The 23,674-nt window shown below is 36.1% G+C and carries 27 protein-coding genes; 23 read left to right on the top strand and 4 right to left on the bottom strand.

Going from position 1 to position 23,674, the window contains the following annotated elements; genetic code table 11:
* Positions 1-63 precede the first annotated feature (63 nt).
* The 14 genes from ACODST_RS21040 to ACODST_RS20975 all read left to right on the top strand — a co-directional run bounded on the left by ACODST_RS21040 (position 64) and on the right by ACODST_RS20975 (position 11,252).
* Complete coding sequence (locus tag ACODST_RS21040; protein WP_488934055.1) at positions 64-828, top strand: hypothetical protein; 765 nt, start codon at positions 64-66, stop codon at positions 826-828.
* A gap of 44 nt (positions 829-872) precedes the next feature.
* Positions 873-2,132 carry a Na+/H+ antiporter gene (locus ACODST_RS21035; protein ID WP_488934054.1) on the top strand — a complete coding sequence of 420 codons (1,260 nt, stop codon included), beginning with the start codon at positions 873-875 and terminating at the stop codon, positions 2,130-2,132.
* A 25-nt stretch (positions 2,133-2,157) separates the two neighbouring features.
* The gene (locus ACODST_RS21030; RefSeq protein ID WP_488934053.1) at positions 2,158-2,568 is read left to right on the top strand and encodes an RDD family protein; all 411 of its coding nucleotides are present in this window, start codon (positions 2,158-2,160) and stop codon (positions 2,566-2,568) included.
* Between the two features lie 16 nt (positions 2,569-2,584).
* Positions 2,585-3,052, top strand: coding sequence for a hypothetical protein (locus ACODST_RS21025; protein WP_488934052.1), 468 nt, complete (start codon positions 2,585-2,587; stop codon positions 3,050-3,052).
* 9 nt (positions 3,053-3,061) lie between these two features.
* The gene (locus ACODST_RS21020) at positions 3,062-3,715 is read left to right on the top strand and encodes a hypothetical protein (protein ID WP_488934051.1); all 654 of its coding nucleotides are present in this window, start codon (positions 3,062-3,064) and stop codon (positions 3,713-3,715) included.
* Positions 3,716-3,803: 88 nt separating this feature from the next.
* Positions 3,804-4,241: an acyl-CoA thioesterase gene (locus tag ACODST_RS21015; RefSeq protein WP_057122622.1), complete on the top strand. Its 438-nt coding sequence runs from the start codon at positions 3,804-3,806 to the stop codon at positions 4,239-4,241.
* 12 nt (positions 4,242-4,253) lie between these two features.
* Positions 4,254-4,643 carry a hypothetical protein gene (locus ACODST_RS21010; RefSeq protein WP_488934050.1) on the top strand — a complete coding sequence of 130 codons (390 nt, stop codon included), beginning with the start codon at positions 4,254-4,256 and terminating at the stop codon, positions 4,641-4,643.
* Between the two features lie 10 nt (positions 4,644-4,653).
* Positions 4,654-5,490, top strand: a complete 837-nt coding sequence (locus ACODST_RS21005; protein ID WP_488934049.1) for a mechanosensitive ion channel family protein — start codon at positions 4,654-4,656, stop codon at positions 5,488-5,490.
* 98 nt (positions 5,491-5,588) lie between these two features.
* Positions 5,589-6,578, top strand: a complete 990-nt coding sequence (locus ACODST_RS21000) for an alpha/beta fold hydrolase (RefSeq protein WP_488934048.1) — start codon at positions 5,589-5,591, stop codon at positions 6,576-6,578.
* Between the two features lie 207 nt (positions 6,579-6,785).
* The gene (locus tag ACODST_RS20995; protein WP_488934047.1) at positions 6,786-7,175 is read left to right on the top strand and encodes a DUF1398 domain-containing protein; all 390 of its coding nucleotides are present in this window, start codon (positions 6,786-6,788) and stop codon (positions 7,173-7,175) included.
* 13 nt (positions 7,176-7,188) lie between these two features.
* Entirely contained in the window at positions 7,189-8,040 is an 852-nt protein-coding gene (locus ACODST_RS20990) for a ThuA domain-containing protein (RefSeq protein WP_488934046.1), read from the top strand.
* A gap of 561 nt (positions 8,041-8,601) precedes the next feature.
* Positions 8,602-8,934 carry a hypothetical protein gene (locus ACODST_RS20985; protein ID WP_488934045.1) on the top strand — a complete coding sequence of 111 codons (333 nt, stop codon included), beginning with the start codon at positions 8,602-8,604 and terminating at the stop codon, positions 8,932-8,934.
* 20 nt (positions 8,935-8,954) lie between these two features.
* Entirely contained in the window at positions 8,955-9,806 is an 852-nt protein-coding gene (locus ACODST_RS20980) for a sulfurtransferase (protein WP_488934044.1), read from the top strand.
* 219 nt (positions 9,807-10,025) lie between these two features.
* Positions 10,026-11,252 (top strand): ABC transporter ATP-binding protein, encoded by a 1,227-nt coding sequence (locus tag ACODST_RS20975; RefSeq protein WP_488934043.1) that lies wholly within the window; start codon positions 10,026-10,028, stop codon positions 11,250-11,252.
* A gap of 224 nt (positions 11,253-11,476) precedes the next feature.
* Here the strand turns inward: ACODST_RS20975 and ACODST_RS20970 are convergent, their stop codons facing one another.
* Positions 11,477-12,520 (bottom strand): RluA family pseudouridine synthase, encoded by a 1,044-nt coding sequence (locus ACODST_RS20970; RefSeq protein ID WP_488934042.1) that lies wholly within the window; start codon positions 12,518-12,520, stop codon positions 11,477-11,479.
* A complete protein-coding gene (locus ACODST_RS20965; protein ID WP_488934041.1) occupies positions 12,510-13,127 on the bottom strand; it encodes a PASTA domain-containing protein in 618 nt (205 codons plus the stop codon). Before ACODST_RS20965 ends, ACODST_RS20970 begins: the two co-directional genes overlap by 11 nt.
* A gap of 220 nt (positions 13,128-13,347) precedes the next feature.
* On the opposite strand from ACODST_RS20965, the gene ACODST_RS20960 reads away from it, so the two are divergent.
* The 5 genes from ACODST_RS20960 to ACODST_RS20940 all read left to right on the top strand — a co-directional run bounded on the left by ACODST_RS20960 (position 13,348) and on the right by ACODST_RS20940 (position 17,391).
* On the top strand, positions 13,348-14,319 hold the full coding sequence (locus tag ACODST_RS20960; RefSeq protein WP_488934040.1) for a D-alanine--D-alanine ligase: 972 nt from the start codon (positions 13,348-13,350) through the stop codon (positions 14,317-14,319).
* 154 nt (positions 14,320-14,473) lie between these two features.
* The gene (locus tag ACODST_RS20955) at positions 14,474-15,166 is read left to right on the top strand and encodes a DUF421 domain-containing protein (RefSeq protein ID WP_488934039.1); all 693 of its coding nucleotides are present in this window, start codon (positions 14,474-14,476) and stop codon (positions 15,164-15,166) included.
* Between the two features lie 211 nt (positions 15,167-15,377).
* Entirely contained in the window at positions 15,378-15,836 is a 459-nt protein-coding gene (coaD, locus tag ACODST_RS20950; protein WP_095954720.1) for a pantetheine-phosphate adenylyltransferase, read from the top strand.
* 53 nt (positions 15,837-15,889) lie between these two features.
* The gene (locus ACODST_RS20945; protein ID WP_488934038.1) at positions 15,890-16,687 is read left to right on the top strand and encodes a hypothetical protein; all 798 of its coding nucleotides are present in this window, start codon (positions 15,890-15,892) and stop codon (positions 16,685-16,687) included.
* A 125-nt stretch (positions 16,688-16,812) separates the two neighbouring features.
* Positions 16,813-17,391, top strand: a complete 579-nt coding sequence (locus ACODST_RS20940) for a PhnA domain-containing protein (protein ID WP_488934037.1) — start codon at positions 16,813-16,815, stop codon at positions 17,389-17,391.
* 212 nt (positions 17,392-17,603) lie between these two features.
* On the opposite strand, the gene ACODST_RS20935 is transcribed toward ACODST_RS20940, so the two are convergent.
* Positions 17,604-18,050 (bottom strand): hypothetical protein, encoded by a 447-nt coding sequence (locus ACODST_RS20935; protein ID WP_488934036.1) that lies wholly within the window; start codon positions 18,048-18,050, stop codon positions 17,604-17,606.
* A gap of 176 nt (positions 18,051-18,226) precedes the next feature.
* Positions 18,227-19,588: a DEAD/DEAH box helicase gene (locus ACODST_RS20930; RefSeq protein WP_488934035.1), complete on the bottom strand. Its 1,362-nt coding sequence runs from the start codon at positions 19,586-19,588 to the stop codon at positions 18,227-18,229.
* Positions 19,589-19,815: 227 nt separating this feature from the next.
* On the opposite strand from ACODST_RS20930, the gene ACODST_RS20925 reads away from it, so the two are divergent.
* The 4 genes from ACODST_RS20925 (at position 19,816) to ACODST_RS20910 (ending at position 23,585) form a co-directional block, all read left to right on the top strand.
* Positions 19,816-21,543 carry a M14 family metallopeptidase gene (locus ACODST_RS20925; RefSeq protein WP_488934034.1) on the top strand — a complete coding sequence of 576 codons (1,728 nt, stop codon included), beginning with the start codon at positions 19,816-19,818 and terminating at the stop codon, positions 21,541-21,543.
* 182 nt (positions 21,544-21,725) lie between these two features.
* On the top strand, positions 21,726-22,061 hold the full coding sequence (locus ACODST_RS20920; RefSeq protein WP_488934033.1) for a cyclic-phosphate processing receiver domain-containing protein: 336 nt from the start codon (positions 21,726-21,728) through the stop codon (positions 22,059-22,061).
* An 11-nt stretch (positions 22,062-22,072) separates the two neighbouring features.
* Entirely contained in the window at positions 22,073-22,630 is a 558-nt protein-coding gene (locus ACODST_RS20915) for a Crp/Fnr family transcriptional regulator (RefSeq protein WP_488934032.1), read from the top strand.
* 70 nt (positions 22,631-22,700) lie between these two features.
* Positions 22,701-23,585 carry an alpha/beta fold hydrolase gene (locus tag ACODST_RS20910; RefSeq protein ID WP_488934031.1) on the top strand — a complete coding sequence of 295 codons (885 nt, stop codon included), beginning with the start codon at positions 22,701-22,703 and terminating at the stop codon, positions 23,583-23,585.
* Positions 23,586-23,674: the final 89 nt, after the last annotated feature.

Raw genomic sequence — 23,674 nt, 5'->3', positions numbered from 1 at the left:
TATTTAGTATCCGCTATTTCTTAGAACCCTGACTGAAACAATTTATATTTGAAAATAAAAACAATGATGAAAAACAACGTTATACTTCTTTTTTCCGTTTTATTAATTTTTACCATACAATCCTGCAATACAAAAGAAAAAGACAATATTTCAAAAAATGTTACCGTTTCAGACAGTCTTCCAGCCAATAAAGAATTTGAAGAAAATGGCGAAGAATATGAAGAAAATGATCCTGAGGAACCTGATGTTACTTATCCCGAAACAGGAAAAAAACCAGAAGATTTTCTTCCTGTGCTTAACATTTATGAAATTCAATATAAAACCGAAGGCGATTTAAATAATGACGGCTTAAAAGACATAGTATTAGTCCTGAAACACAAAGAAGTTCAAACCGCCAAAAGACCAATGCTGATTCTTTTGCAAAACGCAGACAAATCATATCGCCTGGATAAAGTTTCTGATGTTACGATGCCAGTAGAATATAATGAATACGATTTTAAACTATACGACAAGGAAGATATTTCCATAGAAGAAGGAGCACTTCGTATTTATCTATTCGGTAGTCCGCATAATATGATTTTGTCCAAGTTTAAATATTCAGGAAAAGATCTTGTACTTATCTATATGTCATCTTATTCTGGTGGTGCCGGTGAACGTATTGAAAGTACTGACGATCATGAAAAAGGCCAAACAACAATAACAGAAATCAATACAATGGACGAAAACAGTTCTCCAGTCTCAAGAACATTTAAGATGAAAGAAAAAAAACATCAATTTGAAAATACTTCCATTTTGGATTTATATAACGGAGAAGAAAGCCAGCCTTAAAATATCAGTTTACAGTTTTTACTCTTATTTCCTAAACTTTAAAAATGGAAAACTACAGCATTATCATATTTATACTTGCCATTGTTATCGGATTATCTGCCTTCGCTGATAAAGCCAAATTACCCTACCCCATTCTGCTTGTAATAGTAGGTGTGGGCATCGGTTTTATTCCTACTATGACCGAGATTGAGATCAATCCCGAGATCATCTTTTTGATATTTCTGCCGCCGCTTTTATATGATGCTTCGTTTAATATTTCGCCCAAAGATTTCAAAACCAACATCAATACTATTGGAACTTTAGCTGTTTCACTGGTTTTTATGACCGCTGCCGGAATTGCCGTAGTAGCTTATTTTATCATTCCGGGTATGACATGGCCGTTAGCCTTTGTTTTAGGTGCCATTCTTTCGGCTACTGATGCCGTGGCGGCTATTAGCATCACCAAAGGATTACATCTGCCGCATAAAACACTTACTATCTTAGAAGGAGAAAGTCTTATAAACGATGCTTCTGCACTGGTGGCTTATCGTTTTGCGGTAGCAGCCGTTATGGGATCTTCATTTATTATCTGGAAAGCCACCCTTCAGTTTCTGTTTTTGTTAGGAGGCGGTTTTCTGGTTGGATTTGTATTATCTAAAATACTTGCCTTTATTTTAAACAGGGTTCATAAAAACGTAAATGTAACCATCAGTTTTATGCTTTTAATGCCTTTTGTTACGTATCTGGTTGCTGAGCATCTGCATGTATCCGGTGTTATTGCTGTAGTAATTTTAGGCCTCTCCATTGCCCGTTTCAGTAATAAGATATTCCCGGAAAGTTTAAAAAACAATTCCCGAAACCTTTGGGATGTTATCATTTTTCTGTTAAACGGATTAATCTTCATTTTAATTGGGCTTAATTTCAGGTATGTATTAGAAGACATTGAAAACGGAATGATACTGCCTTACATTGGATATGCACTCATTATTACTATCGTAGCCCTGCTGATCAGGATGGTTCGAATTTTTCTTCAGAAAATCAACCTTCAAAAAGCATTTCAAAATGGCAAAGGAAAAAGAAAAATAAGCGAACACGCGCTGCTGGACACTAAAAACAGTATTATTTTAAGCTGGTCTGGCATGCGGGGGATCGTTTCCCTTGCCATTGCCATCGGGCTTCCCAGAACCCTTGAAGACGGCAGTCCGTTTCCGGAACGAAATGCAATTATATTTATTTCGGTTGCGGTTGTATTAATAACCCTTATCGGACAAGGACTTACGCTTCCGTGGATCGTAAAAAAACTAAATACTAAAAAGGAATTCTGAAAATAAGTATATTCGTCGAAAAAAAATGAACGAAAAATATCCTTTTATAATCGAAAGAATCCAGTCGGTTTTTATTGATTCTGTTTTACTTATTGCCTGTATGATTGTATTTTCAGATGTGTTATCCGGTTTTGAAAATGTCCCAAGCTGGCTGAGAGCGGTCCTGCTGATCCTCTTATTTTTATACGAGCCTGTCTGTACCGCTTTTGGAGGAACTATTGGCAACAACATAAAAGGCATCCGTATTCGGAAAAGTGACGATGAAACACAATCTATCACTATATTTCAGGCGTTTGTCCGCTATTTTTTTAAACTGCTGCTCGGATGGTTTTCAGTTTTAACCATTTTTTCAAGTGATAAAAAAAGAGCCCTTCATGATATCATCAGCGGTACTGTCATGATAAAAGTCCAGCCTGCTGAATCTAAGAACAACTAACTAAAAACTAAACCAAATGAACCCGGAATCAGACAGCCATTTTAACGAATTTGAAAACCCGGCTATTAAAAGAAGAAAACTTCTGCCCTGGTGGATGAAAACATGCTGCTGGATTTTTATGCTTTTAGGCGCCGGAGCTATAGCTTCACTTATTGCCGGTCTTTTTATTCCCAATATAAACTTATCTTTTTACGGCTTTTCAAGTGAGACACCCTATTCGATAGTTGGGATCTTTATTGTGGCATTAATACTCTTGAAAGGTTTTGCAGCCTATTCTCTTTGGTTTGAAAAGCCAAACGCTATTATGATTGCCAAAATAGATGCCGTCATTGGTGCAGCGATTTGTATTGCTTCCATGTTTATTCTTCCGTTTAGCACAGCAAACGGTAATTTCTCCTTAAGGTTAGAAATTTTATTTCTCATCCCTTATTATATGAGAATAAACAAAATAGAGTACGAATGGGACAATCAGGAAAGTCTTTAAAAGATGAGAATGTCAATAATCTGCTTATTGGTTTTAATTTCAGGTTTGAACCAAATCTGTGGTCAGCAAAAAACAGTATCAAAAGTCCGTAAACATGAAACTTTCAATAAGGCTGTAAAAATTATTGATCCTAATCTAAAAACTTTTATTCCTAAAGGTTATGAAGCCATCTCTGTCACAAAAGGAAATTTAAATCTGGATAAAACAGCAGATTATATTTTAGTCCTGCGTAAAATTTCTGAAGAGACCACCTCTAATATGAATGCCGGAAAACCGGACAAAAGATCTTTGTTGTTACTCCTGGGACAAAATGACAACAGTTATAAATTGGCTTATAAAAATGAAAATGCAGTATACTGTATAGACTGTGGCGGTGTATTTGGCGATCCTTTTGACAAAATTGTAATTAAAAACGGATTTTTCTCTATCGAGCACCGCATCTCTGGCGGACATCACTGGGAACAAATCATTACTTTTAAATATAATAAAACCAAAAAAAACTGGTATCTCTACAAAGACCATTATGTCAATTACATTCTAAACCCAAGCTCTGATCCTGACGCAGAGGCTTTAATAGTTGATTTTGAAAAACTGACAACCGCTAAAGACTTTGGCGAAATTTCATTTCAGAAATTCAACTTATATTCAGATCGGGGTTATTAGAATTTCAGATTATACTTTAAACTTTTCCAATAAATAATTTACATTTTTATTCGTAATTTCGGTTTTCAATTAAAATTACAATTACAAAATGGCTTCATTTACAAAAGAAATATCTTTTCGCTGGTCAGACCTTGACCCTAATTTTCATGTTCGTCACAGTGCTTATTATGATTTTGGTGCACAGCATCGTATCGAAATCCTTGAGGAATTAGGACTAACTTTAAAAGTTATGCAGACCCAGGGTTTTGGTCCGGTTTTATTCAGGGAAGAATGTGTTTTCCGAAAAGAACTAAAACTTTCAGATAAAATTTTTATCCATACCAAAACTTCCAAAATGAAAGCCGATGCCTCTCGCTGGTCAATCATACACGAGTTTAGAAGAGAAGACGACACTTTATGCGCTACCATTACTGTAGACGGCGCCTGGATGGATACCAAACTTCGAAAACTGGCTTCTCCAACACCCGAAATTGCCATTCAGGCATTGAGCATTTTTCCTAAAAGTGATGATTTTGTCGGATTATAAACGATATCCTAAATGAAACATTTTATTTCTTTATTCACCATACTGCTTCTTTTTGCAAGCTGCAAAACCTCAGATGAAATGAAGTCTCCTAAAGAAACCGTTCAGGCCTATTTAGCAGCCACAAATCATTTTGATGCCGAAACGGCAAAAGAATTCCTGATTCTGAACAATGATAACCAGATGCTTTTGGAAACAGTTAAAAAGATGAAAAAAAGCCTTCCGGATAAGGAAAAAGCCAGATTTCTGGATAAAGAAAAAAATGCTGTTTATTTTGAAAAAGAAATAACCGCTTCGACTGCCCAGATTATAGTTACACCCAATCAGGATATTGTTTTACCCATCGAATTCAACCTGAAAAAAGTAAACGGTAAATGGCTGATCGAATCGGTTATTTATCATTAAAAACAAAGCTATGATTGATTATATAAAAGACTTCAGAATCGGCATTTTTATTGCCGTCATAGCCATTACAACTATTCTCCTTGGTGCTGTTACAGACCGTGTTCTGCGGTATTTTTTATATCGAAAACTCAGTCAGAAAGAATACGATGTAACCGGCTTTAAATTTCTTAAACATTTAATCATTACTGTAATTTACATTCTGGGTTTTGCCTTTGCCCTGATCCAGATTCCTGAATTCAAAATTATAGGACATTCTTTTCTGGCCGGTGCCGGAGTTATTTCCTTAATTGCCGGTTTAGCTTCCCAGCAGGCTCTAAGTAATATTGTCAGCGGTATATTTCTCGTGATTTTTAAACCTTTCCGTATCAACGATAAAATTACCATTAATAATTTTGTCGGTACCGTCGAAGACATTAACCTGAGACAGGTTGTTTTAAAAGATGCCGAAAACAACCGGATCATTATCCCTAACGCCCTGATAAGCAATCAGATTATTGTGAATACCAATATGCACGACACCAAGTGCTGTAAAATAATCGAAATTGGCATTGGTTACGAATCTGATATCGAAAAAGCGCTGGCCATTATGCAGGAAGAAGTCGCAAAACATCCTCTTTTTATTGATACCAGAACCGCCGAAAATAAAAAACAAAAAACACCTTTGGTAATTGCCAGAGTGGTGGCTTTAGCCGATTCAAGCGTTACCATAAAAGCCTGGGCCTGGGCCAAAAATTCAACAGACGGTTTTGTCATGTACTGCGACTTGCTGCAAAGCATTAAAAAACGTTTTGATGAAGCAGGCATCGATATTCCTTACCCGCAAAGGGTTGTAACACTTAAAAAATAAACTCAGGCTTTTTTCTGATAACTTTAAGAGTTGAATTGTTGTTTTTCAAAATAGAGAGCGGTAATTTTATAATTCTTAACCCCAAAATGCAATTCAGAATGAAAATCATAAAACTCCTGATACTCTTACTGCCTCTTTTCTGCTTTTCGCAGGAAGAAAAAATAAAACCTTTAGATATCAATTTAAGCAATTATGAATATCCTTTTCCCGTTCAGTTTTTAGAATTAAACATCCAGCGCCAGAATCTCAAAATGGCTTATATGGATATTAAACCGGAGCATTACAACCAGAAAAACATTATCCTGCTTCACGGAAAAAATTTCAATGGTGCTTATTGGGAAACTACTATAAAAGCCTTAACCAAAGAAGGTTTCCGGGTTATTGTGCCGGATCAGATTGGTTTTGGAAAATCATCAAAACCGGATAATTTTCAATATTCCTTTCAGCAGTTTGCCGAAAACACCAAAAAATTACTGGATCAGCTGGGCATCACCAAAACAGCCGTTTTAGGGCACTCTATGGGTGGAATGCTGGCTTCCAGATTTGCTTTGATGTATCCTGGAACAGCCGAAAAATTAATCCTCGAAAATCCGATTGGTTTAGAAGACTGGAAACTAATCGTACCTTACAAACCGGTTGACTGGTGGTACGAATCAGAAGTAAAACAAAACTACGAAGGCATTAAAAAATATCAGATGGCCAACTATTATGATGGTAAATGGAACGCCGATTATCAAAAATGGGCCGAACTGGGCGCCGGATGGACAACAGCGCCGGATTATTCTAAAGTCGCCTGGAATTCTGCTTTAATGTACGATATGATTTTTACACAGCCTGTTTTATACGAATTTAAAAATATCAAAAGCCCAACGCTTTTAATCATCGGAACAAGAGATAAAACCGCAATAGGCAAACCTTTAGTTTCGGAAGAAGTCCGAAAAACAATGGGAAATTATGCCGAACTGGGTAAAAAAACCCAAAAAGTAATTCCAAATTCTAAATTAGTCGAAATTCCCAATACGGGACATTTACCGCATATTGAATCTTTTGATGCGTTTATAAAATCATTAATCGTATTTTTGAAATAATATTTTTTTTGTTTGCCACGACCCGAGCGATAGCGAACAGGCGAAGCAATTCACGAATTTGCACTAATTTCTTTTTGATTTTGCCACAGATTAAAAGATTAACACAGATTAAATCATTTTAATCCTTTAATCTGTGACAAAAGTTTAATTCGTGGAAATTCGTGCAATTTGTGGCTAAAAATACCTAACCTAAAAAACTATATAAATATGTTTACAATCGACCAAATCAAAGAAGCACATTCTAAAGTAAAAAGTGGAGCTGATTTTCCAAATTATATACAGGATTTAATCATATTGGGAGTTAAAGGCTACGATACTTTTGTAAATGACGGGCACGTTGAATATTATGGCGTAAACGGCTATTCGGTTACTTCCGATGAAAAATACAGTCCGATTTCAGTAGCTGTCACAGTCAATAAAGAACTTTTTATTGAATTCTTAGTCAAACACCAGCAGGGCGAAACCGATTATATGACTTTCTGTAATCATTCCGGACAATGCGGCATTGCAAAATGGAGAGTCGATATTGTGGCAATGACCTGTACTTATTTTGACACTGCAGAAAACGAAATATTAATTGAAAAAATTCCGGAATAATTCAGCTGCTTCCATGAAAAATTTAAATCCGATGTACTACATCGCTAAAAAAAGCATCCTTATTGCCCTTTTTTTAATTTCTTTCACAGCATTTTCACAGCATAAAAAGGAAAAAATCAAGTTTAAAGTCATTGCTTTTTATACCGCCAAAAATGATCAGGCGCATATCAGCTTTGTGCACGAGGCTAATAAATGGTTTCCGAAACTGGCAGAAGAAAATCATTTTCAATACGATTCGACCAGCAATTGGGACAATCTAAACGCAAAGTTTTTAGCGCAGTATAAAGTCGTTTTATTTTTAGACACACGTCCCGAAAAGAAAGAACAACGTGAGGCTTTTCAGAAATACATGGAAAATGGCGGTGGTTTTATCGGATTTCATTTTGCTGCTTTTGCCCTGAACAATTCGAGTTATAATCAGGATTGGAACTGGTATCACGATACTTTTTTAGGATCTGGCGAATATGGCAGTAATACGTGGAAACCTACTTCGGCGGTTTTGAGAGTAGAAAATCAGCATCCTGTTACTAAAAATCTGCCGAAGACTTTTAGTTCGGCTCCAAACGAATGGTACCGCTGGTCTAATGATTTAACTAAAAATCCTGATATTGAAATTTTATTGGCTGTAGACGAATCCAGTTTTCCGCTGGGAACAGGTCCAAAACAGCATGAAATCTGGCACAGCGGTTATTATCCTGTAGTGTGGACTAATAAAAAATACAAAATGCTGTATGTAAATATGGGACATAATGATATTGATTATGAAGGCGGAACCAACAAAACATTATCGTACACATTTGAAAATAAAACACAAAGCCAAATGATCCTAAACGCGTTACTCTGGCTTGGTAATTCAAAAAAATAAATTCAATGCAGACTTTTTGAATAGTCTGCATTTACTATTAATTATTTAATAAAACTATTATAAATACCACCAACAAGATTTAAATTGAATGAAAAATAAAATTGCCCTAATTCTTTTTACATTACTAATAATCTCCTGCAACTCAAAACAGCAAGAGGATACAATAAACAAAGAAGACAATCAGCAAAAAGAAACTTTAACAGAAACAATCAGCAAAAAAACGAATCTGAAACCACAGATTATCAAGTTTCTACATTTGATAATCCTGAAGACAGTGATCGTATACAAAGAGAAAAAGAAAGTTTAAAACATCTTTCCGAAAAAAAGATTTTCTCGGATATTCATAATAAACTGATTGAAAAAATAGACGCAGAACAACAATCTTATTTCAGGAAAAATCTCAATTATGAATTACTTTCTATTGCAAAAGGAAGTCTGTTTCAGGAAAACAGCAATGACTTTGTTTTTATAGTCTATGACAAAGAGCATGAAAAAATTTCAATTTTACTCTACAACGAAAAATCTTCGACATATGCTGAATTGTATAAAGATGTAAAAGTCGTGAATGGCCTAAAAGATGCCAATTGTAATTTCTATGCTTTTGGAACATTAGATTATCAATTTGGGAATGAATTTTTGGTTAGTAACGAAGATTATCTTGAAAAAAGCGTAGAGTCTTATTTAGAATCTTCATATGTTAAAATTACAGATATATCAAAAGATGATAATTTCATTTTAAAAGAGGGATGTTTCGCCAAAAATGTATCGAAAACAAATCTGGCCAATACGCTGTGTTTTGCCACAAGTGCCGCTTACAACAATTGGGAATGTTTACGATACGACAAAAAAAGCAATACTTTTTTAATCTTTTATGGTCAGGCTTTCGCCGATTAACAATTTAAAAAACAATAAAAATGTCTACTTCTCTTTCTCCCATAATTTCTGCTGAAGAATTAAACAAATTAAATCCTTCTGAAATCATTTTAATTGATGCCAGAGCGGGTTCAAATGCTTTTGAAGTCTATCAAAAAGAACATTTAAAAGGCGCGCGATTTGTAGATTTAAATCAGGATTTGGCTTCGATTCCGGAAAATCCGGCAAATGGCGGCAGACATCCTTTGCCAACGGTAGAAGAATTTGCAGTAACACTTTCGAATTTAGGAATTTCACCATCGGATCATATTATTGTTTACGATGATAAAAATGGTTCTAATTTCTCTGCCAGATTCTGGTGGATGATGCGTGCCGTTGGACATGAAAAAATTCAGGTTTTAAATGGCGGTTATCAATCGGCATTACAAAAGGGTTTTCCAACTAATTCGGGAACTGAAACATTCTCAAAAACAACTTACCAAATTCAAGAATGGCAATTACCATTAGCCGATATTGAAGAAGTCGAAAAAGCCCGTAAAAACGATCAGAATCTTGTAATCGATGTTCGGGATAAAAACAGGTTTGAAGGACTGACAGAACCACTGGATTTAATTGCCGGACATATTCCCGGTGCAGTTAATGTTCCGCTAACTGAAAATTTAGACGAAAACGGATTTTTTAAACCTGCTGAAGAATTAGCTCAAAAATACAAATCTGTAATTGGAGATAAAAAAGACGAAAACATAATCGTACATTGCGGATCGGGAGTTACAGCTTGTCACACCTTATTAGCAATGGATTACGCCGGATTTCCGATTCCGAAATTATATGTCGGATCGTGGAGCGAATGGTCCAGAAACGACCGCGAAATGACAACTCAACAAAAAGAATAATTTTTTGCCACAAATTTCACAGATTAAAAGGATTAAAAAAAATGCGTTGCCACGACCCGAGCGATAGCGAACAGGCGAAGCAATTTCACGAATTTGCACAAATTTTTCATCAACTATAATTCGTGAAAATTAGTGAAATTCGCGGCTAAAAAATCACTTTAATCTGTGAATCCGATAGCTAACGGGAGTAGCAAAAAAATAATACAAATAAAAATTACAATGCAGCACTGGGATATACTTTTATCAAATCAGGTAAATAAGAAAAAACTAATAGACAACATATTAAATGGCGAAGCAACAGGAGAATTAGCCGTTTTTAACACTCAGAAAGGAATATTATTCTCTGATATCGCGATCGAAAAATTCATTGAAAAAGAATTTCAATATGACAGTGTAGAAGCCTCAACTACTTCAAACAGACAGCTAAGAACCTTTTCATCCGGAGAACGCAAAAAAGAGTTTTTAAAATACTGTATCAATCAAAAACCGGATTTCATCATTTTTGACAATCCTTTTGATCATTTAGATCAGGCTTCAAGAGTTATTTTAGCCGATTCTCTAAAAGATCTGACAAATGATGTTGCGATTATCCAGCTTTTAAACCGTACCGTTGACGTACTGGAATTTGTTCCCAACAAAGCGCAGATTAAAGACAATACATTCGAACTGCATCCATTTAAAAAAACCGAAAATCATTTCAAAACCTTAAATACTACGGCAATTCCAAAAGCAACCGAAGTTCATACTTTTCCTGACAATGAATTAATCAGACTGGAAAATGTTTCAGTAAGTTACGACGAAAGAAAGATTCTCGACAACATTTCGTGGACGATAAAACAAGGCGAATTCTGGCAGTTAATTGGACCAAACGGTTCTGGAAAAAGTACTATTTTATCTTTGATAACGGGTGACAATCCAAAAGGTTTTGGACAGGATTTATATTTATTCGGAAGAAAAAAAGGAACCGGGGAAAGCGTTTGGGAAATCAAAAAACAAATCGGGATTTACACAACTGCTATGATGGATTTGTTTCAGAAAGGCCATACTTTGGAACAAATGATTCTTTCAGGTTTCTTTGACCAAATCGGACTTTACACGGAACCTACAACCCATCAGAAAAATATCGTGACGCAATGGCTGGAAGTAATCGAAATGACCCATTTGCGTAAAAAACGCTTCATTGATCTTTCTGTCGGACAACAAAGAGTTGGATTAATCGTTCGTGCCGTTTTAAAACATCCGCCATTATTAATCCTTGACGAACCTGTAGAAGGCTTAGACGACGAAAATGTTGATTTGGTAATTCAGTTAATCAATACTATTAAACAAGAAACAAACGTAAGTATTCTTTACGTTTCACATAGAATCGAACAAGGCCTTGCCCCTACTTCTGTTTTTGAACTTCTTCCATCAGAAACAGGTTCAACTGGACAAATAAAGAATTAATTTTTATCATTAAGATGTTAAATATTTAATCCAAATATTACAACACAACGTATATCTGTAGAGACGCACCGCAGTGCGTCTCCGCAACGAATATCCACAATACGTTAGACGCACTGCGGTGCGTCTCTACAGAAAATTGGAATGAAAAATTATGTAATAACAAAAAAGCTCCAACAAGGAGCTTTTTCTATATTCTTTAATCTATTCTCTATTTTCTAAAAAAATCAATTCTCATCGTCAGTATTATGCGATTTCACGTAGTTACGCCATTTCTCAATACATTCTTTAAAATCGTCTGGTAATTCAGTATCAAAACGCATTAATTCTCCTGTGTTGGGATGAACAAATCCAAGCGTTTTCGCATGAAGCGCCTGACGAGGTAAAGCTTTAAAACAATTTTCGATAAACTGTTTGTATTTCGTAAAAGTCGTTCCTTTCAAAATCAAATGACCGCCGTAACGTTCATCATTAAATAACGGATGCCCAATATGTTTCATGTGCGCACGAATCTGGTGCGTTCTTCCTGTTTCCAGTTTACAGGAAATCAAAGTCACATAACCAAAACGTTCCAAAACTTTATAATGCGTAATAGCCGGCTTTCCAATTTCAGGATCATCAAAAACCGCCATCTGCATACGGTCTTTTAAATGTCTTGCTAAGTTTCCTTCAATTGTGCCACTGTCCGCTGCAACATTTCCCCAAACTAAAGCAATGTATTCACGTTCAGTAGTTTTAGCTTCAAACTGTTTGGCCAAATGTGTCATGGCAGCTTCTGTTTTCGCAACTACCAAAAGCCCCGAAGTATCTTTATCAATTCGGTGAACCAATCCCGGACGTTCACTGCTGTTCATTGGCAAATTTTCAAAATGAAATGCTAAAGCATTCACCAAAGTTCCAGTGTAATTACCATGTCCCGGATGCACGACCAATCCTGGTGGTTTATTGATAAGCAATAACGCGTCATCTTCATACACAATATCCAATGGAATGTCTTCCGGATCTACCCGATTTTCAAAAGGCGGATGCGATAACATAATCGTAATCACATCAAAAGGTTTTACTTTGTAATTTGATTTTACCGGAATATCATTCACAAAAATATTTCCGTCTGTTGCTGCATTCTGAATCTTATTACGAGTGGCATTCGGAATCAGATACATCAAATATTTGTCAATACGCAAAAACGCCTGACCTTTAGGGACTTCAAATCTGTAATGTTCGAATAATTCGTCTTCCAGATCTAAGTTTTCTTCATTATTATTGTTCATCTTTTGGGGTTTCTACAGGCACTGCGGTACTGTCTGCCTGGCTGTCATCTACATAACTTGCTTTTCCGTCACCTAAAACCAAATCAATTTTAGACGCTTTCAAAACACGGTCTCCTACTTTTAAGTTTCTTCCTTTTAAACGCATTTCCAAAACCATATCTTTTCCAAGATTTGGAATATAGGTAATTGTTCCCGGTTCAAGTCCAAGAGCTTTAAGCGTTGGAACCGCCTCACGATAGGTTTTTTCAATTAAGTCAGGAATCTTAACTGATGAAAATCCCGATGCATTAATCTTAATATATATTTTTCTTCCTACTTTCACTTTTGTTCCCGGCAGCGGATCCTGCTCTACAACACTAAATTTTGGATATTCACTTCGGTAATCAACACTATCCAAAAGTACATAATCCAAATCCAGTTCGTCCAGTTTTTCTTCTACCTGCTCTTCAGTTAGTCTGGCTAAATTAGGAACTGCAATTTCATGTCCGTGATCCGTTGTAAACGTCAGCCAGTGCATAAACAAATATCCTAAAACCGCTATAATACCAGCTGCTGCTAATATTTGTAAAAAAAACACACGGCTTGTTAAATACTTACGTAAACTCATAAATTTATTTTTAGTTGAACGCAAAGATAAAGTATTTCATTTCAAAAAAAATGATAATTTTGTTTAAAACAGTAAAGCCGGTAATTAGAAGCTGTTTCCGGATCCTGACGGCCATTGGGACCACGCAAAAGGGTATCGTTTCCATCAGGGCTAAAAGCTCGTTTTCAAAACAAAATCCTGATTAAATAAAATAACGATTAAACAAATAAACAAAAAGTCAATGAAAAACATTGCCATCATCATGGGCGGATATTCCAGCGAATATAAAATCTCGCTCATCAGCGGAAACGTTGTATACCAATATCTTGACAAAACAAAATACAAAGGATACCGTGTTCATATTTTTAAAGAAAAATGGGTATATGTAGACGACAATGAGGCCGAATTCCCAATTGACCGAAATGACTTTTCGGTAACGGTAAACGGAGAGAAAATTACATTTGACTGTGTTTTCAATGCCATTCACGGAACTCCGGGCGAAGACGGATTAATGCAGGCTTATTTTGAATTAATTGGATTACCGCAGTCTTCCTGCGACTATTACCAGTCGGCACTGACTTTTAATAAAAGAGATTTACTGTCTGTTTTAAAACCATACGGAATCAAAACAGCCGTTTCTTATTACCTGAACAAAGGAGACGAAATCAAAACTGCCGAAATTATTGAGAAAGTAGGTCTGCCATGTTTCGTAAAACCCAACAAAGCGGGTTCAAGTTTCGGAATCTCAAAAGTAAAAACTGAGGCTGAACTTCCAATTGCCATTGAAGTAGCTTACAAAGAAGACAACGAAATCATCATCGAAAGTTTCCTTGACGGAACCGAAGTTTCAGTTGGGGTAATTAACTACAAAGGAGAAGTAATCGTTTTACCAATTACCGAAATTGTATCTGATAATGATTTCTTTGATTACGAAGCAAAATACGAAGGAAAATCACAGGAAATTACTCCGGCCAGAATTTCTGATGAACTGACCAAAAAAGTAGGAGAAACAGCAAAACGTGCCTACGAAGTTCTAAAAATGAAAGGATTCTCCCGAAGCGAATTTATCATCGTAAACAACGAGCCGCACATGCTTGAAATGAATACTATTCCGGGACTGACAACCGAAAGTTTGATTCCGCAGCAGGCAAAAGCCGCCGGAATTTCTCTGGAAGAGTTATTTACCAATGCGATTGAGTTAGCTTTAGCTTAAAAGATACTAAGGTTCTGAGATTTTAAGATTTCAGAACCTTATTTTTTTACAATAATCAGACTGAACAAAGTGAAGCAAAAACCTTTGTCACTTTGTTACTCTGAACCTTTGAACCTAAAACCTCAGAACCTTAACAACTTAGCACCTCAAAAAAATGAATCAAATATTCGAATGGGATAGAGTCTTCTTTAACAGTCTGCCGGAAAGTTTTCTATTGGAAGTGATTTTTCGTTCGACTGTTATGTTTACGATTTTGTTACTAACCTTAAAACTGGCAGGAAAACGAGGTGTAAAACAATTATCTATTTTTGAGACTGTAATCATTATTGCGTTAGGTTCGGCCGCAGGCGATCCTATGTTTTATGAAGATGTGGGCATTATTCCCGCTGCGATCGTTTTTACTACCATAATCATTTTGTACAGAACGGTAACCTGGCTGACAGGAAAAAGCAAAAAATTTGAAGAATTTATAGAAGGTAAAACCGAATGTCTGATTAACAACGGAAAGTTTTCTATAACCAGTTTTAAGAAAGAAACTTTAGCACAAGATGAGTTTTTCGCAGAATTGCGCATCAAATCAATTGAGCATTTAGGACAAGTAAGGCATGCTTTTATCGAAACCAGCGGCGAAATCAGTGTTTTTTATTACGAAGACAAAGATGTTGGTTACGGACTGCCGATTCTGCCTTTGCTTTTTGAGAAAAAAAACAAAATTATCCCGGAAGACGGGGTATATTCCTGCTCTTTTTGCGGTAACACCGAAGAACTAAAAAAAGGAACTTCAACTTGTAAAGACTGTCATAAAGACGAATGGGTTCCTTCCATCAATACCAAAAGGATAACATAGATTTAAATTCCAAAAAATATCCCGAAGCTTCGGGACCAAATTCCAAACTATAAAAATTTTAAACTCAAAAAAACAAGCTTTAGTCAATTTATAAAAACTTTGAGCATTTGTAGCTTTGAACCTTAAAAAAGAAAGAAAAAAATAAGATTCTGCACAATCCTAATAAAACTTAGAATCTTAGCATCTCAGAACCTTAGAAACTTTAAAAAAAATGCGAAAAGCCATATTTCCCGGATCATTTGACCCTATTACCTTAGGACACGAAGATATTATCAAAAGAGGCATTCCTTTGTTTGATGAAATAGTAATTGCCATTGGGGTTAACGCCGAAAAAAAATACATGTTTTCATTAGAAGAAAGAAAACGTTTTATTGAAGAAACTTTTAAAGATGAACCAAAAGTCTCGGTAATCACTTATGAAGGACTGACTATCGATCTGGCTAAAAAACTAAAAGCCAATTTTATTTTAAGAGGTTTACGTAACCCTGCCGATTTCGAATTCGAAAAAGCAATTGCCCACACCAACAGAAAACTGTCTAAAATCGAAACCGTATTTTTATTGACTGCAGCGAGTACTTCTTTTATCAGCTCAAGCATTGTACGCGATGTACTGCGTCATGGCGGTGAATATGAAATGCTCGTTCCGGATGCGGTTAGGGTAAAAAAATAGTTTCTTACAGCAAATACAAAGCAAAAGTATTTTATATCTAAAAACAACCAATAATGCAGACAAGCAGTCTGAGACTAAGTTATCAGCCATCACAGCTTTTTAAAATAAAGCAGCAATTAATAGAATGGGATCTCAGTCCTGTTCATGGAAAGGGCCTGGTTGCAAAATTTGCCGGCAGCGGTGCTTATGCCCATATCGAATTATCGATTTCTTCGGACCAGAATATGCCAAACGAAATACAGTGGAAAGTTGATGAAAGTCAAATTCCTAATAATTTCGGCCACAAACCTTACATCGAAGAATTTTTAAGTTTTTTTGTATCGCATTTAATGGCTCTTAGAGGTGAAAATTTACATTTGCAGTTTGTTATCACGAATATCAGCTTTCATATTGTAGACAGCAGAGCCAGAAATTTTGCCGAAGCCGTAATGAAAGCGGTAATCAGCTGTTTTGATCCCGACATTTTTCCGTTTGACGAAAACACAGCTAAAAGAGTTAGTCAGAATACCAGCGAATACAGACGGCAAAATAATGCTTATCCTCTAAAAGAAGAAATAATAGCCTCTCTTAAAAATAATTTAATTACAGAGAAATTATCAAAAATAATAGACAGCCAGAATATTGCTTCCCACATGCTGGACGGCATTCATTTCAACGCTTACACCAGTTATCTTTTCGAAAGCCGAAAACAGCTTTTGAGTGACGAGGATATTCAATATTTACAAAACCATAAGGCCATTTACCGAAACAGAATCCTGACCGATATTGGAAAAGCCCATATTGCCAAGGCTCTTAATGACTTTTTTGATTTGAGGTATCACTTTGACATCCTAAAAGAAGATCTGGAGTAAAAAAGAGGCAGCCGTACAGAATTTTCGGCATTTGAACTTTGCCTTCTAAATCCTGGCTAAAAATCACAAACTTGCAGGCGAAGCAAATTATAAGTAATTTCGCATTTTAAAATAAACAACAAACCATGAGTATCGAAAGAGAATTAAACAAACGAAGCGGATCTAAATGTGAGCTTTGCGGAAACGAAGAAAACCTAAAAGTATATCAGGTACTTCCTACCCAAAAAGGCGGTTTAGACGAAGCTGTATTAGCCTGTAACACCTGTATTGACCAAATTGAAAACCCTGAAAAAGTTGATTTAAATCACTGGAGATGCCTTAATGACAGTATGTGGAATGAAAACATTCCGGTTCAGGTGGTAGCCTGGAGAATGTTAAGTCGTATGCGTGCTGCCGGCTGGCCGCAGGAACTGCTTGATATGATGTATTTAGATGAGGACACTTTAGCATGGGCCCAGGCAACGGGAGAAGGTGAAGATGACGAAAATAAAATTGTTCACCGTGACAGCAACGGCGTTGTTTTACAGCATGGAGATTCGGTTGTTTTGATCAAAGACCTGAAAGTAAAAGGATCCAGTATGGTTGCTAAACAGGGAACCGCAGTACGAAACATTCGTTTAGATCACGAAAACGCAGAATACATAGAAGGAAAAGTCGACGGACAACAGATTGTGATTATTACACAGTATGTAAAGAAAGTATAGTTTCTTTTTAAGGGACAAAGATGCAAAGGCTCAAAGTGGCAAAGTTTCCAAACTAAAATATACCCCTTTACTCCTTTGTTACTCTGAACCTTTCAACTTAAAAACAAAAAAAGCTGTTCGATTAGAACAGCTTTCTTTATTTTATTATTAAGAGATAAATCTAAAAAACTTTGTCTCTTTGTCACTTTGAAGCTTTGAACCTCAAAAAAAAATTACTTCTGGAATAATTTATTGATCTGATCTTTTACAAATGGCTCAGATACACTGTTTGTAGCAGCATCTCTGTCTTTGCTTGATACCATGAACTGAACTGTAGCTTTGTCCGGAACAACGTTTCCTGTATAATGTAACCAGATATAGTTGTTTGGTAACTCTAATTTAATATCATATAACGGAGTAGCCGTAAAACCACCCATAATAATGTTATAAAGAGAGGTGTAATCGTTGTTTACATTTTTAAAAGAGAATTTTCTTAGTGGTGAAGAATCATCATCATTTAAAATACTAGTGTAATATACTGTATATTCGTCTCCAATTTTCTGAATGTAGTTATTATTTACTTTTCCTAATTTTTCTACAGGAACTGTTTCAATAACTTTAATTTGCGCAAACGAAACAAAACTAAAGAACAAAATGGCAAGGGTAAAAATCTTTTTCATAGTGGATTTGGGGTTTACAATTTTACTGTAGCAAAAAAACACAGAAATATTGAAAAAACACCTATCAATTCATTATTTTTTTAACACAAAATTGTTAATCTTCTTCAGTAAATCATAAAAAACTGATTTACAACAATATAAACTAAAATATAACTTCTAAAACAATCTTTAAACGCCTAAAATTTCCTATTTTTTTCGTCTTCTTTCTTTATCACATTACGGGCGACTTCAATTTTAAACTTTTTCCCCTTCATTTTTTCGTCTTTAATGTGCTTCAGAAGCTCTTTTACTTTTCCGTATTTCACTGCTGCAAACGAAACAAAATCTTTTACTTCGATCAGACCTAAATCATCTTTTTCTAATTTTCCTTTCTGAGAAAAGAAACCCACAATATCAAACTTATTCAGTTTTGTTTTTTTTCCACCGCTGATATAGATCGTCTGATATTCTGGTGGTTTAGGAAGGCTCACTGCATTCTTCACCTCCAGAACTTCCATATCATAATTGATATAATCGAGCTGCTTTTCACTTTCATGCACTATAATATAAGCCGTTCCGGTGGCCTGCATACGCGCTGTACGTCCGTTACGGTGTGTAAACTCCTCTTCTTTTAACGGCAGGTGATAATGAATAACGTGTTTCATTTCGGGAATATCCAGTCCGCGGGCAGCCAGATCGGTCGTGATAAGATAACTAATACTTCCGTTTCGAAACTGAATCAAAGCCCGTTCGCGTTCCTCCTGATCCATTCCGCCATGATAATAAACCGAGTAAATCCCTTTTTCATTTAAGGTATCGCTGATACGTTCTGAAGCATCACGATGGTTACAGAAAATAATAGCCGACTGTGATTTTAAGGAACAAATTAAATGAAACAAACTGTCCAGTTTGTCTTTAGAAGGCGAAACCACCATTTTCATCGAAAGATTGGTGCTCTCCTCCTCTTCCGGAATAAAATCCAAAACCGTCGGGTTCATCACTCTTGTATATTTCGGAATCTCAATATCGGATGTTGCCGATACCAAAACTCTTTTGTTTACCCGCGGCAATCGTCCGATAATAAAAGACATCTGCTCATGAAACCCTAACTGAAGTGATTTGTCAAACTCGTCTAAAATCAGTGTCTGGATTTTATCTGTCCTGAAAGTTTCCCTGTCAATATGGTCCGCAATTCGTCCCGGTGTTCCAATTAAAACGGCCGGAGGATTACTCAAATTCTTAATTTCGGTATCAATCGAATGCCCGCCGTAACAAATGTTTACTTTGTACTGCGTTCCCATTTTCTTCCAAACCTGCTCAATCTGCAGTCCGAGTTCGCGGGACGGAACCAAAATCAAACACTGCACTGATAAAATCTCCGGCTGCAGCAATTCTAAAACCGGCAGTAAAAAAGCCAGTGTTTTCCCCGAACCGGTTGGTGAAAGCAGTAAAACATTATTATCATTCAGAATTACGTCCTGTGCCGTTTCCTGCATTTCATTCAGGCTTTTAATGCCTAAATTTGAAAGTATGTCGTTGGAATGGTGTTTTTTATTCATTTTGCAAAAGTAGAGAAAAATAGTTGGCCGTTTACAGTTTTCAGTGTCCGGTTTTGAATGCTGTTGAATTTTATTTCACGCAGATTTTACAGATTTCGGCAGATTAAAAAAGATTAAAAAAATCTGCTTAAATCTGCAAAATCTGCGTGAAACCAATAAACATAAAGCTTATCAACATGAAACCTGAAGCAAAAATCCTATATTTGATTCGCATTAAAACCAAAACCATGAAACTTTTTACCTTTCTCCTTTCCCTTTTCACGATTACCCTTTTTGCTCAAAACAATAAAAAATACGATACGTTTTTTGAGAAAGGAAACGGAAATCAAGCTGCGTCTTATCAGGAAACTATTGCCTATTTTAAAATGCTGGCTCATGATTTTCCTACTATCCAGATGAAAGAAATGGGGCTGACAGATTCCGGCGAACCCCTGCACATGATTACCTTTAATCCGGATAAGGAATTTGATTTTGATAAAATCCAGAAAACCAAAGCTGTTTTATTGGTCAACAACGGAATCCATGCCGGAGAACCGGACGGAATTGACGCCACAATGCAGTTTTACAGGGATTTGGCAACCGGAAAAATGAAAGCACCCAAAAATACCGTTTTGGTTACGATTCCCGTCTATAATATTGGCGGGGCTTTAAACCGAAACTCCACCACTCGTGCCAATCAGGACGGACCTGAAATATACGGTTTCAGGGGAAATGCCCGAAACTACGATTTGAACCGTGATTTGATGAAATCAGACACCCGAAACACCAAAAGTTTTGTGGAAATTTTCCAGAAAATAAATGCCGATGTTTTTATCGACAATCACGTCAGCAACGGTTCTGATTATCAATACAAGTTAACGTATATTATGACCCAGCATAATAAACTGGGAACAGTTCTGGGCGATTATATGAACAACGAAATGATGCCGGCCCTGGTAAAAGATTTACAGAAAAAGAACATCGAAACCACACCTTATGTCGATTCGTTTAAAGATACACCGGATAAAGGTTTCGGTCAGTTTGTAGACAGTCCGAGATATACCACAGGTTACACCTCTCTTTTTAATACGATTGGTTTTGTAGTAGAAACCCACATGCTGAAAAAATATGCCGAACGCGTTAAAATGACCTACGAGTACATGAAATCGACTCTGGATTTTACCGATGCGAATTATATCAAAATCAAAGAACTCCGTGTAAAAAACCTCGAACAATACCTACCTAAAAAAACGTATACCTTAAAATGGGAACTGGACAGTACAAAAGCCACTACTTTTTCCTTTTTAGGATATGAAGCCGGTTATAAAAAAAGCGAAGTTACCACCGGAAACCGTTTGTATTACGACCGAAACAAACCGTATAAAAAGGATGTTCCGTACATTAAAGAATTCAAATCGGTTAAAGAAGTCGTGATTCCTTCCGCCTATATTGTTCCTAAAGGGTATTGGAATATTATTGATCTATTAAAAAACAACAACATCAGTTTTTCGCAGCTTAAAAACGACACGATTATAGAAGTCGAAAGTTATCGTATTGCCGATTTTAAAACCGTTCCGTCTGCTTACGAAGGGCATTATCTGCACCGCAATACAACGGTAACTTCTAAAATCGTTAAAATGGCTTTTGCTAAAGGCGATTATCTGGTTCCGACCACTCAAAAAGGAGTAAAATATTTATTAGAAGCTTTTGAGCCCGAAGGTGTTGATTCGTTCTTTAACTGGAATTTCTTCGATCCTATTTTACAGCAGAAAGAACATTATTCAGAATATATTTTTGAAGATACAGCAGCTCAGCTTTTAAAAGAAAGTCAAGCCTTAAAAGCAGAACTGGAAACCAAAAAACAAAATGATGCCGCTTTTGCCAAAAATCCCGAAGCACAATTGGATTGGATTTACAAACATTCTGCTTATTATGAAAAAGCGCATATGCAGTATCCGGTTTATCGAGTGCTTTAGTTTTTTTAACCCAAAAGAATTTACAATAGCCCCTAGCTTTAGCTAGGGGAATTAAAATACCAGTCGAACAGGCTTTAGCCAAATCGGCTTTTTTTTTGGCTAAAGCCTGTTTGTTACATTTAAATTTCATCATCCAGCTAAAGCTGGACGCTATTCAAATTCATTTTTATATTCAGTAAAAAATGTCATACAAACTCTTTCTCGATGATATCAGAGATGTAAACATGGTTTACAAAAAACTCACGAATGATGATTTTACAGTTGTTAGAAATTTTGAAGATTTTAAAAAAGTAATTCTGGAAAAAGGGCTTCCGGAACTCATTAGTTTTGATAATGATTTAGGATTGGATGAAAATGGCACTATTGCCGAAGACGGTTATGCCTGCGCCAAATGGCTGGTTTATGAATCCGGACTTGATCTACTAAATTTAAAGTTCAACGTACATTCTGCCAATCCGGTTGCCAGTCAGCAGATTCAGGGGCTGCTGGATAATTATATTAAATTTCTAAGAAGTTAAAACCACTTAAAATGATACAGTTTTTAAAATCATTACAGCTTATTTCGGATACTGAACTTGAAAAATTAAATGGTCTTACGCAAAACAGAACCCTCAAAAAAAATGATTTTCTAATTCAGGAAGGCAGTATCTGCAATGAAATTGTATTTATTCAAAAAGGTATTCTTCGTTCTTTTTATACCAACAGCGAAGGAACTGAAACTACTAAATGTATCGCTTTTAAAAACGAACTGGCTTCTGCTTACTCCAGTTTTATAACTCAGGAACCTACTTTTGAAAATATTCAGGCGCTTTGTGATACCGAAGTAACGGTATTAAAAAGAAAAGACCTCTATCATTTATATCAAAACAGCACGGAATGGCAGACCGCCGGAAGATTTTTAACGGAAATGGAATACATCAAAATAGAAAACAGAACGGTATCGTTTCAAAAACAAACCGCCAGAGAAAGATACGACACGCTCATAGAAAACCATTCCGAATATCTGAAATACATTCCGTTAAAACACCTTTCGTCATACCTGGGAATAACTTCCCGCCATTTAAGCCGACTGCGCCAAACAGTCTGATTAAAGGACAATTGTCCTCTAATTTGACCAGAGGAATTGATTTCTTTGTGTAAACTAAAAATGTATCACTATGCAGAGAACTTCAAATTCAGATCAAAACACCCACGCTCCTGTCATTTTAAAACGGCATCTGGCCCCAATTAATAGCGGCATTGCATATATTGACGAAGGCAGCGGTATTCCGGTTTTGTTTCTTCACGGTACACTCTCCAATTCAAATACCTGGAGAAAAATTATCCCCGAATTGAGTAAAAAGTACAGATGCATCGCTCCGGATCTTCCGCTTGGAGGACATCCCATTGCTTTAGAAAAACATACTGACCTGTCTCCTTTGGGAATTGCCCGGCTTCTAAAAAGTTTTTTAGATTATTTGCAACTGGATAAAGTTATACTGTTCTCTAACGATACCGGAAATGTTTATGCCCAGATACTGGCCTCTTTGTATCCTGAATATATAAACAAATTAATCTTTTCAAATGGCGAGGTACAGGAAGTTTTTCCGCCTGCTAAATTCAAATATTTAATTACAGCTGTAAAAATTCCGGGTTTTACTTTACTTCTGGCAAATGCTTTTAAAATAAAAAGCCTGCTTACTTCAGACCTCATGATGGGATTACTGTCGCACAAAGTAACCAATGAGGAATTCTCGAAACTGTATTTAAAATCGTTTACTGAAAACAAAACCATCCGGAAAAATTTTGCTTCGAACGTAAAAACCTGGTCGCCCCAATACACCCTTGAAGCTGCCAAAAAATTAAAAAACTCTGAATTTCCAGTTCTCATTTTGTGGGGAGAAAATGATCAACAGCTTTTTCCTTTAAAATTAGGACAGCAGTTAAAAGAGATTTTCAGGAATTCAAAACTGGTTTCGATTCCCAATTCAAAAACCTATGTTCAGGAAGACCAGCCGGAAAGAGTTATTCAGGAACTTGTTTTGTTTATAGAAACCTGTTAAATTTTTTGTCGGAATAAAATCTGTCCTGACAGGAAAGAAACTTCTGTTTCGGTAATTTAATCCTGCTTTTTTTTTAGAAAAAGATAGCT

It is taken from the genome of Flavobacterium sp. FG19, assembly GCF_057809475.1.
The sequence above is the reverse complement of the archived record's forward strand: the minus strand, read 5'-3'. Positions and strand labels throughout refer to the sequence as shown.

Excerpts from the sequence above, each read along its gene's own strand:
- ACODST_RS21020 (WP_488934051.1), top strand. The coding sequence starts at position 3,062 with ATGTCAATAATCTGCTTATTGGTTTTAATTTCAGGTTTGAACCAAATC.
- ACODST_RS20955 (WP_488934039.1), top strand. The coding sequence starts at position 14,474 with ATGAATCAAATATTCGAATGGGATAGAGTCTTCTTTAACAGTCTGCCG.
- ACODST_RS20995 (WP_488934047.1), top strand. The coding sequence starts at position 6,786 with ATGTTTACAATCGACCAAATCAAAGAAGCACATTCTAAAGTAAAAAGT.
- ACODST_RS20990 (WP_488934046.1), top strand. The coding sequence starts at position 7,189 with ATGAAAAATTTAAATCCGATGTACTACATCGCTAAAAAAAGCATCCTT.
- ACODST_RS20975 (WP_488934043.1), top strand. The coding sequence starts at position 10,026 with ATGCAGCACTGGGATATACTTTTATCAAATCAGGTAAATAAGAAAAAA.
- ACODST_RS20910 (WP_488934031.1), top strand. The coding sequence starts at position 22,701 with ATGCAGAGAACTTCAAATTCAGATCAAAACACCCACGCTCCTGTCATT.
- ACODST_RS20960 (WP_488934040.1), top strand. The coding sequence starts at position 13,348 with ATGAAAAACATTGCCATCATCATGGGCGGATATTCCAGCGAATATAAA.
- ACODST_RS21030 (WP_488934053.1), top strand. The coding sequence starts at position 2,158 with ATGAACGAAAAATATCCTTTTATAATCGAAAGAATCCAGTCGGTTTTT.
- ACODST_RS21025 (WP_488934052.1), top strand. The coding sequence starts at position 2,585 with ATGAACCCGGAATCAGACAGCCATTTTAACGAATTTGAAAACCCGGCT.
- ACODST_RS20980 (WP_488934044.1), top strand. The coding sequence starts at position 8,955 with ATGTCTACTTCTCTTTCTCCCATAATTTCTGCTGAAGAATTAAACAAA.
- ACODST_RS20930 (WP_488934035.1), bottom strand. The coding sequence starts at position 19,588 with ATGAATAAAAAACACCATTCCAACGACATACTTTCAAATTTAGGCATT.
- ACODST_RS21035 (WP_488934054.1), top strand. The coding sequence starts at position 873 with ATGGAAAACTACAGCATTATCATATTTATACTTGCCATTGTTATCGGA.
- ACODST_RS20945 (WP_488934038.1), top strand. The coding sequence starts at position 15,890 with ATGCAGACAAGCAGTCTGAGACTAAGTTATCAGCCATCACAGCTTTTT.
- ACODST_RS20935 (WP_488934036.1), bottom strand. The coding sequence starts at position 18,050 with ATGAAAAAGATTTTTACCCTTGCCATTTTGTTCTTTAGTTTTGTTTCG.
- ACODST_RS20915 (WP_488934032.1), top strand. The coding sequence starts at position 22,073 with ATGATACAGTTTTTAAAATCATTACAGCTTATTTCGGATACTGAACTT.
- ACODST_RS20920 (WP_488934033.1), top strand. The coding sequence starts at position 21,726 with ATGTCATACAAACTCTTTCTCGATGATATCAGAGATGTAAACATGGTT.
- ACODST_RS21015 (WP_057122622.1), top strand. The coding sequence starts at position 3,804 with ATGGCTTCATTTACAAAAGAAATATCTTTTCGCTGGTCAGACCTTGAC.
- ACODST_RS20925 (WP_488934034.1), top strand. The coding sequence starts at position 19,816 with ATGAAACTTTTTACCTTTCTCCTTTCCCTTTTCACGATTACCCTTTTT.
- ACODST_RS21040 (WP_488934055.1), top strand. The coding sequence starts at position 64 with ATGATGAAAAACAACGTTATACTTCTTTTTTCCGTTTTATTAATTTTT.
- ACODST_RS21005 (WP_488934049.1), top strand. The coding sequence starts at position 4,654 with ATGATTGATTATATAAAAGACTTCAGAATCGGCATTTTTATTGCCGTC.
- coaD (WP_095954720.1), top strand. The coding sequence starts at position 15,378 with ATGCGAAAAGCCATATTTCCCGGATCATTTGACCCTATTACCTTAGGA.
- ACODST_RS20940 (WP_488934037.1), top strand. The coding sequence starts at position 16,813 with ATGAGTATCGAAAGAGAATTAAACAAACGAAGCGGATCTAAATGTGAG.
- ACODST_RS21010 (WP_488934050.1), top strand. The coding sequence starts at position 4,254 with ATGAAACATTTTATTTCTTTATTCACCATACTGCTTCTTTTTGCAAGC.
- ACODST_RS20970 (WP_488934042.1), bottom strand. The coding sequence starts at position 12,520 with ATGAACAATAATAATGAAGAAAACTTAGATCTGGAAGACGAATTATTC.
- ACODST_RS21000 (WP_488934048.1), top strand. The coding sequence starts at position 5,589 with ATGAAAATCATAAAACTCCTGATACTCTTACTGCCTCTTTTCTGCTTT.
- ACODST_RS20965 (WP_488934041.1), bottom strand. The coding sequence starts at position 13,127 with ATGAGTTTACGTAAGTATTTAACAAGCCGTGTGTTTTTTTTACAAATA.